General features: G+C 58.4%; 12 protein-coding genes. 7 read left to right on the plus strand and 5 right to left on the minus strand.

Annotated elements, in window-relative coordinates:
• Positions 1-76 precede the first annotated feature (76 nt).
• Both QIT27_RS04345 and QIT27_RS04350 read right to left on the minus strand, forming a co-directional pair.
• Positions 77-1648: an AbgT family transporter gene (locus tag QIT27_RS04345; RefSeq protein ID WP_159342988.1), complete on the minus strand. Its 1572-nt coding sequence runs from the start codon at positions 1646-1648 to the stop codon at positions 77-79.
• Between the two features lie 178 nt (positions 1649-1826).
• Positions 1827-2471: a hypothetical protein gene (locus QIT27_RS04350; RefSeq protein WP_159342987.1), complete on the minus strand. Its 645-nt coding sequence runs from the start codon at positions 2469-2471 to the stop codon at positions 1827-1829.
• Between the two features lie 219 nt (positions 2472-2690).
• Between QIT27_RS04350 and QIT27_RS04355 the strand changes: the two genes are divergently transcribed.
• Positions 2691-4058 (plus strand): L-serine ammonia-lyase, encoded by a 1368-nt coding sequence (locus QIT27_RS04355; protein ID WP_159342986.1) that lies wholly within the window; start codon positions 2691-2693, stop codon positions 4056-4058.
• Here the strand turns inward: QIT27_RS04355 and QIT27_RS04360 are convergent.
• Positions 4055-4942: a LysR family transcriptional regulator gene (locus QIT27_RS04360; protein WP_159342985.1), complete on the minus strand. Its 888-nt coding sequence runs from the start codon at positions 4940-4942 to the stop codon at positions 4055-4057. The genes QIT27_RS04355 and QIT27_RS04360 overlap by 4 nt on opposite strands.
• A 128-nt stretch (positions 4943-5070) precedes the next feature.
• Here QIT27_RS04360 and QIT27_RS04365 point away from each other — a divergent pair, with 128 nt between their 5' ends.
• The 4 genes from QIT27_RS04365 (at position 5071) to mtgA (ending at position 8896) form a co-directional block, all read left to right on the plus strand.
• On the plus strand, positions 5071-6057 hold the full coding sequence (locus tag QIT27_RS04365) for an MBL fold metallo-hydrolase (protein WP_285263004.1): 987 nt from the start codon (positions 5071-5073) through the stop codon (positions 6055-6057).
• 65 nt (positions 6058-6122) lie between these two features.
• A complete protein-coding gene (locus QIT27_RS04370) occupies positions 6123-7232 on the plus strand; it encodes an S-(hydroxymethyl)glutathione dehydrogenase/class III alcohol dehydrogenase (RefSeq protein WP_285263005.1) in 1110 nt (369 codons plus the stop codon).
• 82 nt (positions 7233-7314) lie between these two features.
• Positions 7315-8169, plus strand: coding sequence for an S-formylglutathione hydrolase (gene fghA, locus QIT27_RS04375; protein ID WP_159342982.1), 855 nt, complete (start codon positions 7315-7317; stop codon positions 8167-8169).
• Between the two features lie 10 nt (positions 8170-8179).
• Positions 8180-8896, plus strand: coding sequence for a monofunctional biosynthetic peptidoglycan transglycosylase (mtgA, locus tag QIT27_RS04380; RefSeq protein ID WP_285263006.1), 717 nt, complete (start codon positions 8180-8182; stop codon positions 8894-8896).
• A 7-nt stretch (positions 8897-8903) separates the two neighbouring features.
• On the opposite strand, the gene QIT27_RS04385 is transcribed toward mtgA, so the two are convergent.
• Together QIT27_RS04385 and QIT27_RS04390 are read right to left on the minus strand one after the other, a co-directional pair.
• The gene (locus tag QIT27_RS04385) at positions 8904-9671 is read right to left on the minus strand and encodes an EAL domain-containing protein (RefSeq protein WP_502875184.1); all 768 of its coding nucleotides are present in this window, start codon (positions 9669-9671) and stop codon (positions 8904-8906) included.
• 39 nt (positions 9672-9710) lie between these two features.
• A complete protein-coding gene (locus QIT27_RS04390; RefSeq protein ID WP_159342980.1) occupies positions 9711-10634 on the minus strand; it encodes a DMT family transporter in 924 nt (307 codons plus the stop codon).
• Between the two features lie 146 nt (positions 10635-10780).
• On the opposite strand from QIT27_RS04390, the gene QIT27_RS04395 reads away from it, so the two are divergent.
• Positions 10781-11170 (plus strand): DUF4168 domain-containing protein, encoded by a 390-nt coding sequence (locus QIT27_RS04395; RefSeq protein WP_285263007.1) that lies wholly within the window; start codon positions 10781-10783, stop codon positions 11168-11170.
• 266 nt (positions 11171-11436) lie between these two features.
• Positions 11437-13347, plus strand: a complete 1911-nt coding sequence (locus tag QIT27_RS04400) for a DUF294 nucleotidyltransferase-like domain-containing protein (protein ID WP_285263008.1) — start codon at positions 11437-11439, stop codon at positions 13345-13347.

Genomic DNA, 13347 nt, shown 5'->3' on the forward strand with positions numbered 1-13347 from the left:
GAATAGAGTCGCCACGAAGATCGAAAAGCCCGCCGTTCTCTGAACGGCGGGCTTTTTATGTTATGCCGTTTAAAGCTTAGAGCGTGTAGTAAGTGGCAGAACCTGGACCAACCGGCAGGCCAAGAATAAACACCCAGATAAAGAACAGCACACTCCAACCGATCAGCATGAACAGCGTATAAGGCAGCATGAGCGCCACCAGCGTGCCAATGCCCATATCGTTACGGTAACGGGTCGCCACCGCGAGAATCAGGCCAAAGTAGCTCATCATCGGTGTAATCAAGTTGGTGACGGAGTCGCCGATCCGGTACGCCGCCTGAATGACCTCGGGAGCGTAGCCCATCAGCATCAGCATGGGCACGAAGATGGGGGCAGTGACCGCCCACTGCGCCGAGGCACTGCCCAGCGAGAGATTGACGAAGGCACACATGAGGATGAACAGCGCAAACAGGCCTGGGCCGCGCAAGCCAAGGGAGTCCAGCAGGTCAGCGCCCGCCACGGCGGTCACGGTGCCGAAGTTGCTCCAGTTGAACAGCGCCACGAACTGAGCGGCAAAGAACACCAGCACGATATAGAGCCCCAGGCTGCTCATGCTTTTGGCCATGGCATCGACGATGTCGCGATCGTTTTGCATGGTGCCCGCGAGTCGGCCATAGACAAAGCCCAGCACAGTGAAGGCAATCGCCACGATGACCACAATACCACGCAGGAAGGGGGAGCCGCTTACTAGCCCTGTCTCTGGATTGCGTAGAATGCCGCTCTCCGGCACGACCATCACGGCGACCAGCGCTATCAGCGCTAGCGTGGCTAGGCCGGTACCCTTCAGCGCCCGTTTTTCGGTCGCGCTCAGGCCCTCCATCCGGTTCTGATCGATATCGCTATCGGCGTAGGCAGAATCGAACTTACCCAGCTTGGGTTCGACGATCCGCTCGGTGACCAAGCCGCCAATCAGTGTGACGAAGAACGTGCTGGCAAACATGAAGAACCAGTTGGCTTCAGCCCCAACGGAGTAGGTAGGGTCGAGCAGGCGTGCAGCCTCCTGGGTGATACCCGAGAGCAGCGGGTCGACTGTACCGATCAGCAGGTTCGCGCTGTAACCACCAGAGACGCCGCAAAACGCCGCTGCCAAGCCCGCTAGCGGGTGACGACCGAGTGAGTGGAAAATCATTGCCGCCAGTGGAATGAGCACGACATAGCCAAGCTCGGCAGCCATGTTCGACATGATGCCCGCAAATACCACGGCATAGGTCACGATGCGGGGAGAGCGGTTGAGCACCAGCGCGCGCATGCTGGCGGAGAGTAAGCCAGAGTGTTCGGCAACGCCTACCCCTAGCATGGCGACTAGTACCGTGCCCAAGGGCGCAAAACTGGTGAAGTTAGTCACCATCTCGGTGACGAGACGACGCAACCCCTCCGCGTTCAAGAGCGAGTTCACTGCGATCCACTCGCCCTCGTTAGCCGGGCGTGGGTCGGCCACGGAAACACCCAGAGCAGCAGCGATGCCACTAGCCACCACTACTAACACACAGAGAATGGCAAACAGCGTCACCGGGTGCGGGAGTAGATTACCCAGCCACTCGACGCTATCGAGGAAGCGGGTAAATGCGCCGCGCTTCAGGTTTTCTTCACGATTTTGTGGGTTTGTCATAAGATTTATATCGTTGGTAGGTTATTTTTCAGCAAAAAATGCCTGTTAAGGTGTTACGCGCGACACTACGTTGATGGGGCAGTAGGCGCAAATGGCTTTACGTATAGCGAGATGTAAAAAATGAAACGCCGCTGACTCGGTCAGTCAGCGGCGTTGAGTAACGATAAAGAAGCGAGGGTTAGGGGGTTAGTCGTGCGCGATGCAAGCGTCGGGCTAGAAAGAGAAGCTCGATGGTGGCGAACAGAATCAAGCTGTAGCCAAGTAGCTCAATGGCCTCTTCGGCGATATCTTTGAAGTCACGGATATAGTGTTCGGCTAGCACGGCGCGCCAGAATTCTTGGCGACCGTACAGACGAGAAAAGATATAGGTGACCAGAACACCTGCCGCAAACAGGCCAAAAGCGAACGTATTGCTGTAGTAACGAAACTCATCCAGGAATCGCTGACGATGCCGGATGACCCAGGCAAGGCTGGGTAACACGATCAGTGCCACGAGGTACTTCCAGGTGTTTTCGGCGACATAGTGATCCAAAAAGTAGTCCTGCTCGCGCACCAGGGAGGCTGCGATAAACGCTAGTAATAGCAGCGTCACCGTAGGCCATACGTTCAATACTTGGCGGATATAGACCAGCAGCGCACAGCAGCTCGCCAGCACCATCGTTTGGGTGAACTCGGTAAAGCCAAGCTCGGTATAGCGCACGTCTGGCAGGTAAAGCACTTCGAGGTAGCCACCTTGGGCAATACCGCCAATGGCGAGCGTATAGAGCGTGGCACGAAGCAGGGCGGTGCGAAAACTGATCGCCCAGGGGGGAGACGATGACATACCAACATCCTTATCGGGGGGTGAAGCGACGGGAGTAAACATTCAGGAATGAATGTTCATTATATCGTCACTTTTCTGTGCTCGCACGTCTAACCTTCTGTCGATGGCTCGACGGGCAGACGATAACGCTGCAAAGTGGTGGTAAGAGAGAAAATGCAAAGCGACGACGTATCAGGTCGCTGTTTATCCCAGTAGGACCGTTGAGGGGCGGGCACCGTTATGGCAATTAGCGTGTTTGATCTGTTTCGGGTTGGTATCGGCCCATCCAGTTCGCATACCGTGGGGCCCATGCGGGCAGCCAGGGATTTCGTGATGGCGCTGACTGCGCCGGACATCACTCGTCTCGTCGTCAGGCTGCATGGCTCACTGGCCGCTACCGGGGTGGGGCACGGTACCGATAACGCGGTGGTCATGGGGTTGATGGGGGAAACGCCGGAAGCGATCGACCCGGATACCATCGCCGCACGGCTGGCCGCGCTGGATGACGGTACGCCGCTGACGCTGCCTCACGGCCAGTCGCTGACGTTTCAGCGTGCGCGGGATATCGAGTGGGACGACACCTGTTTGCCGTTTCACCCCAACGCTATGGTGCTGGCGGCGTATCATGACGATACACTGATCAGCACGAACACCTATTATTCGCTTGGCGGCGGGTTTTACGTGGACCAAGCCTGCGCCGACCGGGGTGGGCTGGATGAGGACAAAACGGCGCTGCCGTATCCGTTCGAGTCGGCCAATGAGCTGCTCGCGCTGTGCCAGCAGCACGGCCTGCGAATTAGCGCGCTAATGCTGGAAAACGAGAAGGCGTGGCGTAGTGAAGCCACGATTCGCCAAACGCTGTTAACGATTTGGCACGCCATGCGCCAGAGTATCGATAACGGCTTGAAGGCCACTGGGCGGCTTCCGGGTGGTTTGAACGTCCGCCGTCGCGCTCACTCGCTGCACCAGCAACTGCTCACTCCGCCCGACCATCAGCGCCTCATTGTAACCAGCTTTACGGTCATGGACTGGGTTAACCTGTTTGCCCTGGCAGTGAACGAGGAGAACGCCGCTGGTAAACGCATGGTGACCGCGCCCACCAACGGTGCAGCGGGCATCGTGCCCGCCGTCCTTGCCTATTACCTAAAGTTCGAGCCCGACGCCTGCGACGACGATGTCGTGGACTTTCTGTTGGCGGCAGGCGCGATGGGCATTTTGTGCAAAAAAAACGCCTCCATTTCTGGCGCAGAAGTGGGCTGCCAAGGGGAGGTGGGCTCTGCCTGTGCCATGGCCGCTGCGGGCCTCGCCGAAGTGTTGGGCGGTACGCCCAAGCAGGTGGAGAATGCCGCCGAGATTGGCCTGGAGCATAACTTGGGGCTGACCTGTGACCCGGTGGCAGGGCTCGTGCAGGTTCCCTGTATCGAGCGCAATGCGATTGCCTCGGTGAAGGCGATCAACGCCGCGCGCATGGCACTGCACGGCGACGGGGACCACTTCGTCTCATTGGATAAAGTGATTCGCACCATGCGCGATACCGGCCGTGACATGCAGGATAAGTACAAAGAGACCTCGAAAGGCGGCCTCGCAGTCAACGCCATCGAGTGTTAGGTAGCCGGCAGAAGGGTGGTGATATGGGCGACCAAATAGTCCACCAGCTGGCGGATTTTAGGCGATAAATGGCGGTGGCGAGGATACACCGCCCAAACCGCCGTATCGTTGTGCTGAAACGGTTCCAGCACCGATACCAACTCGCCGCTGGCAAGGTAAGGTGCCACGTAGTAATCCGGCAGTTGAGCGAGCCCCAGCCCCTTTAGCGCCGCATCCAGAAGGGCAGGCCCGGAGTTTCCGCTCCAACACCCTTCTACCTTGACTTCCCGACGCTGGCCGTTGACTTCGAAGAGCCAATTAGGGCGAGAGCCGATCAGACAGCGGTGTTGGCTCAGTTCGGAAAGGGTATGCGGTCGGGGAGCCTGACGAAAGTAGGCGCTCGACCCCACCACGTACTCCCGCCGCTCGCAGAGCCGCCGAGCGATCAGGCTAGAGTCTTTGAGGACGCCCATGCGGATGGCAATGTCGTACCCCTCCTCGATCAGCTCGACCGGCCGGTTGGTGAAGTGCATATGCACTTCCAACTGGGGGTGCAGGCGCTGAAAATCATTCACCAGCGGTGCGATGTAGCGCTCGCCGAAGGTCGTGGCCGAGGTGAGTTTCAACAGCCCGTGGGGGCTGGCCTGAAGCTCGCTAATAGCCTGCTCGGCATCGCGCAGCCCATCGAATAGATGGCGACAGTGCTCCACGTAGAGCGCACCTGCATCGGTCAGACGAATTTGCCGCGTGGTGCGGTAGAGCAGCTGCACACCCAGCTGGTTTTCGAGTTGGCTCACCAAACGGCTGATGTGCGAGGTTGAGACTTTCAGATGCCGAGCGGCGGCGGAAAAGGTGCCCAGCCTGACGACCTCGACGAAAGCTTCGATACGATCCCAGCGCTGCATGCGTCGCCCTTCAGTGGATGGGTTGTTGCTCAGTAGCAATAATCTTGTGAGTGTATCCCGCTTTATCCCTCTCGCCTAGCTGACCTACACTGCTAGTCTCTTTCGCGTATCCATGGAGTGTCTTGCTTATGTCGATGATCTCGTCACGCTGGTCTCGTCGTGCTTTGGTGGCTGCTATCAGCACCGCCTGGGTCGCTGCCGCTCAGGCCGAGGTGCCTGCCCAGCAACAAGAGCAGGCGCCGGGCTGGTTCCGTATGATGGTGGGCGATGTCGAGGTGACAGCTTTGTACGATGGCCACACCACGCTGGACACGTCGCTGCTGAAAGGCATGGAGCAGGATGAGATCCTGCGCCATCTCAACGCGCTGTTCATCGATGCCGAAAGCGGCATGCAAACCGCCGTGAACGCCTTTTTGCTTCATACCGGTGAGAACTTGGTGCTGGTGGATGCTGGGTCGGCGGCGTGCTTTGGTCCCACTCTGGGCCAAGTCGAGCAGAATTTACGCGCGTCGGGCTATGCACCGGAACAGGTCGATACGATCTTGATGACCCACCTGCACCCCGACCATGTGTGCGGTTTGGTGGATGAGAACGGTGAAGCGGTCTACCCCAATGCCGAGCTGCGCGCCAGCCAAGGCGACGCTGACTTCTGGTTGGACGAAGAGCGCTCCCAAGCGCTTCCAGAGGAGGAGCGTGCCTTCTTTACCATGGCACAAGAGGCCGTGGCGCCCTATCAAGAGGCTGGCCAATTCAGCCCCTTTGCACCGGGCGATGAGCTGCTGATGGGTATCGTCGCGCAGGATACGCACGGCCATACGCCGGGCCATGCGAGCTTTATGCTCAACAGTGACGACGACGCCATGTTGGTCTGGGGCGATGTCGTCCACAGCTATGGCGTGCAGTTTGCCGACCCCAGCGTTGCCATCGAGTTCGATTCCGACCCCGAGCAGGCGGTGCGCACCCGTGAAGCCGTGCTAGAGAGTGCGGTCGATGAGAAGCACTGGGTGGCCGGTGCTCACATGCCGTTCCCGGGCATTGGTCATATCGTCGAAGACGAGGAAGGCTACCGCTGGCTGCCCATCGAGTTTGGGCCGGTCTCTGGCGATAGCGAGTAAATCACCCCCTTTTTAGACGAGCACGTCGCCGCGTGCTCGCCCACTGCGAATCCATAGGAGTGACCATGAAATCACGTGCGGCAGTTGCGCTCGAAGCGGGTAAGCCACTCGAGCTGGTGGATATCGATGTAGAAGGTCCGAAGGCTGGAGAAGTGCTGGTCAAAATGGCCGCCACCAGCGTGTGCCACACCGATGCCTATACGCTCTCCGGCGCTGACCCAGAAGGTAACTTCCCAGCGGTACTCGGCCATGAAGGCGCGGGTGTCGTTCAAGAAGTGGGGGAAGGCGTTACCAGCGTAAAGCCGGGTGACCACGTCATCCCGCTCTACACCGCCGAGTGTGGCAAGTGTAAATTCTGCCTCTCGGGTAAAACCAACCTGTGTGGCAGCGTACGTGCCACACAGGGTAAAGGCGTCATGCCAGACGGCACGTCGCGCTTCTCGCTAGACGGCAAGATGCTGCATCACTACATGGGCACCTCGACGTTCAGCGAGTACACGGTGCTGCCGGAGGTGTCGCTGGCGGTGGTGTCCAAAGAAGCACCCATGGACAAAATCTGTCTGCTGGGCTGCGGCGTGACTACCGGTATCGGTGCCGTCTTGAACACCGCCAAAGTAGAGCCGGGGTCGACCATTGCCGTGTTTGGGTTGGGCGCCATTGGGTTGGCGGTCATTCAGGGCGCGGTGATGGCCAAAGCGTCCAAGATTATCGCGATCGACGTCAATCCGGATAAATTCGCCCTGGCCAAGCAGTTCGGCGCGACGGACTTCGTCAACCCGAAAGATTACAGCGACCCGATCCAGCAGGTTATCGTCGATATGACCGATGGCGGCGTCGACTACTCCTTCGAGTGTATCGGTAACGTCAACGTCATGCGCTCGGCGCTAGAGTGCTGCCACAAGGGCTGGGGGGAATCGATCATCATCGGCGTGGCAGGCGCTGGCGAAGAGATCTCCACACGTCCGTTCCAGCTAGTTACTGGCCGCGTGTGGAAAGGCTCCGCCTTTGGCGGCGTGAAGGGCCGCAGCGAGCTGCCGGGCTACGTGGAGCGCTACATGAACGGCGAGCTCAATATCGACGACTTCATTACCCACGATATGCCGTTCGAGAAGATCAACGAAGCCTTCGACCTGCTGCACGCGGGCAAGAGCATTCGTACCGTGCTGCATTACTGAGTATCATCGAGCTTAAGAAACCGGGTAAACGAACGCGGTAGGGGAGACCCGCCGCGTTTTCATCTTCTAAGGAGCCTGCCCCATGAGCATGAGTGAAACTTTAGAACTGGTGTCGGCCAACCGCAGCTGCGGCGGCTGGCACAAGCGCTACCGCCACTACTCCCGGGCGCTGGACTGCGACATGGTGTTTGCCGTGTACCTGCCGCCGCAAGCGGAAAACGAGCGCGTGCCGCTGCTGTGGTGGCTATCGGGCCTGACCTGCAACGACGAAAACTTCATGCAGAAGGCCGGCGCGCACCGCATTGCCGCCGAATTAGGCGTGGCGATTGTCTGTCCGGATACCAGCCCGCGTGGCACCGATCTCCCCGGCGAGCACGATAGTTACGATCTCGGCTCTGGGGCGGGCTTCTACGTGAATGCCACCCAGGCGCCGTGGAAGTCGCACTACCGTATGTACGACTACGTGATCGAAGAGCTGCCCTCGGTCGTGCGCCAGCACTTTCCAGTCAACGGGCGCGAATCGATCAGCGGCCACTCCATGGGCGGTCACGGCGCGCTCATTCTTGCCCTGCGCCATCCGGGCCGGTTCCGCTCGGTCTCCGCCTTTGCGCCTATCGTGAACCCGATGAATTGCCCTTGGGGCCAAAAAGCCTTTACCAGCTACTTGGGCGACGACCAGTCGCGCTGGCGCCAGTACGATGCCTGCGAGTTAGTGGCCAACGGGGCGTCCCGCCAGCGTCTGTTCATCGACCAGGGCGAAGCGGATCAGTTCTTGGAGGAGCAGCTCATGCCGGAGCGCCTGGAAGCCGTGTGTGACGAGCACGACCATCCGCTGACGCTGCGTCGCCAGCCGGGGTACGATCATAGCTACTTTTTCATCGCCTCGTTCATCGAGGATCATTTGCGCTATCATGCGGAACACCTCATGAAACGCTAAGGATTCCGAGATGCTCAATCGCGCGCTGCGCCGTTTTCTTCGTCTGTTATGGCGTCTTCTCTGGCGTGGTGCGCTTGGCTTCGTGGTGCTCTCGGTTGCCCTGGTGCTGCTATTTCGCTTCGTGCCCCCGCCTGGCTCCATGGTGATGGTCGAGCGTAAAGTGCAGAGCTGGATCAACAGCGAGCCCATCGATATTCAGCGCCAGTGGCGTGGTTGGGAGCAGTTGTCCAGCAATGCCAAGCTGGCGGTGATCTCCGCCGAGGATCAGCGTTTTCCCCAGCATCGCGGGTTCGATTTCGTTGAGATGCGTCGTGCCTGGGAAGCGAGCCGAGACGGCGGGCGGCTGCGTGGCGCCAGTACCTTGAGCCAGCAAACCGCTAAAAACGTGTTCTTGTGGAGTGGACGTAGCTGGATACGCAAAGGGCTGGAGGCGTGGTTCACGCTGCTGATCGAAACGCTATGGGGTAAACAGCGGATCTTAGAGGTCTACCTCAACGTCGCCGAGTGGGATACCGGCGTGTTCGGTCTGGAGGCGGCCGCCAGCCACTACTTCGGTGCCTCAGGCAGTGCGCTGACCGAACGTCAGGCGAGCCTGTTGGCTGCCATTCTACCGAGTCCGCGCACCCGCAGTGCCTCCCGTCCCGACGCCCAGGTCGAGCGTCGCAGTCAGTGGATTCGTCAGCAGATGCGCAACCTGGGCGGCACCGCCTACCTCGAACGGTTATAGCGCCGCGCTACTCGTATCGCTCTAGCGCCACGGTGGGGAGCTCGCCCACTTGAGGGCGGGCAAAATAGTACCCCTGCTGCACCGAAATACCCAGTGCCAGAAGGCAGCGAGACTCTTCTCGGGTCTCGACGCCTTCGGCCACGAGTTGCGTTCCCAAGGTACGAGCCAGTGACACCATGCTTTTGAGGATGGCCTGACGGCGCACGTTGCTGTCGCAATCCATGACCAATTCTCGGTCGATTTTGAGCGTGTCGGGGCGAAGATCGGTCAATAAATCCAGGTTAGCGTAGCCGTTGCCAAAGCCGTCCAGCGATGTGGTGAAGCCCATTCGCCGGTAGCAGTCGATGATCGAACGCATGTGCGCGCGGTCGACCACGCGCTCGGTCTCGGTAATTTCAAAATTGAGTCTTTCGGCTGGCCAGCCCACGCGGTGTGATGTTTCGAGCGTGGACTGAATGCAGGCTTCTGGTTCGTACACGGCATTCGGTAGAAAGTTGATCGACAGCCGCGCGTTCATGCCCAGCTCGCTGGCCAATTCGATCGCCTTGACGCGGCAGGCTTGATCGAAGCGATACATGAGTTCATCGGTCACTTGATCCAGGATCGAAAACGCCGATTCACCGTTCACGCCGCGAACCAGTGCTTCGTAGTACACCACTTGTCGCTGAGCGACATCGACGATGGGTTGAAAGGCCATCGTAAAGGCGAAGGGAACCGGCGTATCGCACCGGTTGCAGACGCCGTTGACCCTGGCGCAGTGAGGTTGTGCAGTCATTTTTCCAAGCCCTGGAAGATTCGTCTTTTTTCGTATCGGTTATGTCGTCGAGGGGCGCACGACCATGACCACGCCCATAATGGCGATGACCATGCCTGCCAAGCCAAGCAGCGGCAAACGCTCATCGAATAGCCACCACGCCTGTAGCGCAGTGACCGGTGGCACGAGATAAAAGAGACTCGCCACGCGGGAAGCCTCCCCCTTCTTTATCAAGGCCATCAGTAGCAGGATAGCGGCAATCGACAGAATCAGCACGAGCCAACCAAGCGTCAGTATGAACGTCGTGCTCCACTCCACCTCGCGGCTTTCGAAAAGCAGGGCACCTACCCCCAGCAGTGCGCCCGCCGCCATGTACTGGATGACCGCGCCCGATAGCAGCGGCATGCTGGTGCAGTAACGCTTTTGGTACAGCGTGCCCAGCGAAATACCCATCAGGGCGGCCATCACGCTCACCAGCGCCCCAACCCCGAACCCGCTAAAAAGCGTACTGCCGAGTTCCAGCTTGCTACCCAGTACCAAACTGATGCCGAGTAAGCCCAAGAGCAGACCACACCACTGTCGTTTGGTCAGCCGCTCGCCTAGCAACGGTCCCGCGCAGGCCGCCGTGAGCAGTGGCTGTAGGCCAACCAGTAGGGCGGCCAAGCCGGCGGGCATGCCTAAATAAATGCCGTAAAACACGCCGCCCAGATAGGTGCCGTGGACCAGCAAACCCGATACCGCAATATGTTTCCATAACGTAGGTGATGAAGGCCAGGCAATGCGCATCAGCCACGTCAATGGCAGCAACAGCAGCAGTGTGAGCACGAAACGGATGAACAAAAAGGTGAAAGGTTCGGCGTAGGGCAGGCCAAACTTCGCGCCGATAAAGCCGGTGCTCCAGAGCAGAACGAAAAGCCCTGGCATGGCGGCCAGCCCAAGGGAGGCGGCGTCTTTCTCTCCTAACGTCTTGAAATTAATAGACATAGTGCTCCTGGGATAGCATGATTCATGGGGTAGATAACTTACGCTTTGTTCTTTTTGTTACTGAGTTTTACATAAAAGATTGAACCAGCGCCCAAACGACGCGTCACACTGGGCACATTCATAACGCGCCAATGAGGTTTCTTACCATGCAACGTATGACTGCTTTGTTCTCTGCTGCACTTCTCGCCACGGGTCTGATGGCGGGCACCGCTCACGCCCAACAAGCTGAAGGTCAAGCGCAAGATCCAATGGCTACTCAGCAAGCCCCGGCTCAGGATTTTTCTGATCAGCAGCTACAGCAGTTCGCCGATGCTTCTCAAGAAATCGCCGTGATCTCACAAGAGTACACACAGCGTCTGCAGGAAGCAGAAGACGAAACCGCACAGCAGGAAGTTCGCGCTGAAGCCAATGACCGCATGATCGAAGTCGTCGAGGACAGCGGCTTGGATGTCGATACCTTCAACGCCATCGGTCAATCCATCCAGCAAGATCCGGAAGTGATGCAGCGCGTTCAAGAAATGGCGAGCCAGTCGTAAACGCCATGAGTTGAATGTTTCATCCAAGGCTATGCGGATAGTGCCAGATTTTCCTTAACGTGCGAAGTATCCGCCACACCGCAAGTCGACTAAAGCCCAGCGCTCGTGCGCTGGGCTTTTTCGTGTCGGGCCGTCCGTCCCGCTCTTTCGATTCACCTTCAAAGGGTTGTCCATGGCGAGTGTTCACGACAAACTTAGCCCTTGACGACACCACTCTCGTCAAAGCACCGCCCGTTCAATAGAGTCAGCGCCCAGCAGGAGAGCGTATGGACGTCGAGTTATTAGAAATACGCCAACACATGGGGCAGTTTCCCCCGTTTGATGGTTTGTCGGATGAGTTGCTGGACGCCATTGCCGAGCAGGTAGAAGTCAGCTATTTCAAAACGGATAGCGATATTCTGACGCTGAACGATACGCTGAATGAGCTTTGCTACATTCGCAGCGGTGCGGTTGAGGTGTATCGCCGCCAGGGCGAGCTCTATAACCGCCTAGGTGAGGGCGATATCTTTGGCCACTTCAGCCTGTTGCGTAACCACAAGGTGCGTTTTCCCGCCAAGGCTATCGAAGACACGCTGATTTACTTTATCCCCGACGCAGTGTTTCAACGTCTATGCGAAGAGGATGACGACTTCGCCGATTTCGTCGAGCTAGAGCGTCCGCGGCTAGAGACCGCCGCCGAGCAGCAGAAGAAGTCGAACGACATGATGGTGACCCGCATTCGCAAACTGGTCACTCGCTACCCGGTGATGGTCGAATCCACCACCAGCGTACAGCAGGCAGCTCGACAGATTATCGACGCCCAAGCGTCTGCGGTGCTGGTCATCAATGAGGGGAGCGATAACCCCCGCTATAGCTTCCAGGATAGCGAGGGCAAAACTTGGCAGATGTGCGGCATTCTCACTGACAGCGACTTTCGCACGCGCGTCGTGGCCGAAGGTCTATCGCCCACGACTCCCATCGGAGAGGTGATTTCGGAACGACTCATTACCATCCAGTCCGATGCCTCGGTCTATGAAGCGATGCTGACCATGCTGCGTAGCAACGTTCATCACCTGCCCGTGCTGTATCGCCAGCGCCCGGTAGGCGTGGTGCACCTATCGGATATCATTCGCTACGAAACCCATAGCGGCCTTTATCTGGTGAGCAATATCTTCAACCAGTCCAGCGCCCAGGGGCTGGCCAAGCTGGCACCGGACGTTCGAGCGGCGTTCGTACGCATGGTGCAGGAGGGTGCGAACTCGCAAATGGTGGGCAGCGCGCTCTCCACGATTGGACGCAGTTTCACTCGCCGGTTGCTGGAGCTGGCCGAAGATACCCTCGGGCCGCCGCCAGTGCCTTATTGCTATATGGTCAATGGCTCCATGGCGCGTAATGAGCAGAGCATCGTCACCGACCAGGATAATGCGCTGATTCTCTCTGATGACTTCGTCCCCGAAGAGCACGACGAGTATTTTCGTGCCCTAGCGGCGTTCGTCAGCGATGGCCTGGCCGCCTGTGGCTACACCTACTGTAAGGGCGACGTGATGGCGACCAACCGCCAGTGGCGTCAGCCGCTGGCGGTATGGAAGCGCTATTTTCAGGACTGGATGGCGAACCCAACCCCCGAGAAACTGCTGCACAGCTCGATCTTTTTCGATCTGGATAGCATCTATGGGGAAGATTTGTTCGTCGAAACGCTCCAGGATTTGATTGCCCAAACCGCTCCCAAGTCGCCGCTGTTCCTGGCGGCTATGGCACGCAATGCGCTCAATCGAACCCCGCCCCTCGGCTTTTTCCGCACCTTCGTGATGGAGAAAGATGGCAAGCACAATAACTCCATCAATCTCAAGCGGCGCGGTACGGCACCGATGGTGGATTTGATTCGCGTGCATGCACTGGCCTGCGGTTCCAAAGCGCAAAACTCTTTCCAGCGTCTGGACGACATCAGTAAAACCCAACTGCTGGCGACGGGTGTCAGCGACAAGCTGAACTATGCGTTCGAATTTTTATGCATGTCGCGGATACGCCATCAAATGATCGACCTGCAGGAAGAGCGCGAGCCGGATAACAATATCGAGCCCGAGAACGTGGAAGATAGCGAACGCCATACCCTGAAAGACGCGTTTCAGGTGTTGAGCAATGCCCAGAAGTTTTTGAAGTTCCGCTATCCCGTTCCCACCCAACGGCAGGGGCGCTGA

It is taken from the genome of Halomonas sp. LC1 (assembly GCF_030247125.1).
In the GTDB taxonomy this organism is placed as follows: Bacteria; Pseudomonadota; Gammaproteobacteria; order Pseudomonadales; family Halomonadaceae; genus Vreelandella.

Bases quoted from the DNA above. Each gene is read 5' to 3' on its own strand.
- QIT27_RS04370 (WP_285263005.1), top strand. From the start codon at position 6,123: ATGAAATCACGTGCGGCAGTTGCGCTCGAAGCGGGTAAGCCACTCGAG.
- QIT27_RS04350 (WP_159342987.1), bottom strand. From the start codon at position 2,471: ATGTCATCGTCTCCCCCCTGGGCGATCAGTTTTCGCACCGCCCTGCTT.
- fghA (WP_159342982.1), top strand. From the start codon at position 7,315: ATGAGCATGAGTGAAACTTTAGAACTGGTGTCGGCCAACCGCAGCTGC.
- QIT27_RS04390 (WP_159342980.1), bottom strand. From the start codon at position 10,634: ATGTCTATTAATTTCAAGACGTTAGGAGAGAAAGACGCCGCCTCCCTT.
- QIT27_RS04355 (WP_159342986.1), top strand. From the start codon at position 2,691: ATGGCAATTAGCGTGTTTGATCTGTTTCGGGTTGGTATCGGCCCATCC.
- QIT27_RS04395 (WP_285263007.1), top strand. From the start codon at position 10,781: ATGCAACGTATGACTGCTTTGTTCTCTGCTGCACTTCTCGCCACGGGT.
- mtgA (WP_285263006.1), top strand. From the start codon at position 8,180: ATGCTCAATCGCGCGCTGCGCCGTTTTCTTCGTCTGTTATGGCGTCTT.
- QIT27_RS04400 (WP_285263008.1), top strand. From the start codon at position 11,437: ATGGACGTCGAGTTATTAGAAATACGCCAACACATGGGGCAGTTTCCC.
- QIT27_RS04345 (WP_159342988.1), bottom strand. From the start codon at position 1,648: ATGACAAACCCACAAAATCGTGAAGAAAACCTGAAGCGCGGCGCATTT.
- QIT27_RS04385 (WP_502875184.1), bottom strand. From the start codon at position 9,671: ATGACTGCACAACCTCACTGCGCCAGGGTCAACGGCGTCTGCAACCGG.
- QIT27_RS04365 (WP_285263004.1), top strand. From the start codon at position 5,071: ATGTCGATGATCTCGTCACGCTGGTCTCGTCGTGCTTTGGTGGCTGCT.
- QIT27_RS04360 (WP_159342985.1), bottom strand. From the start codon at position 4,942: ATGCAGCGCTGGGATCGTATCGAAGCTTTCGTCGAGGTCGTCAGGCTG.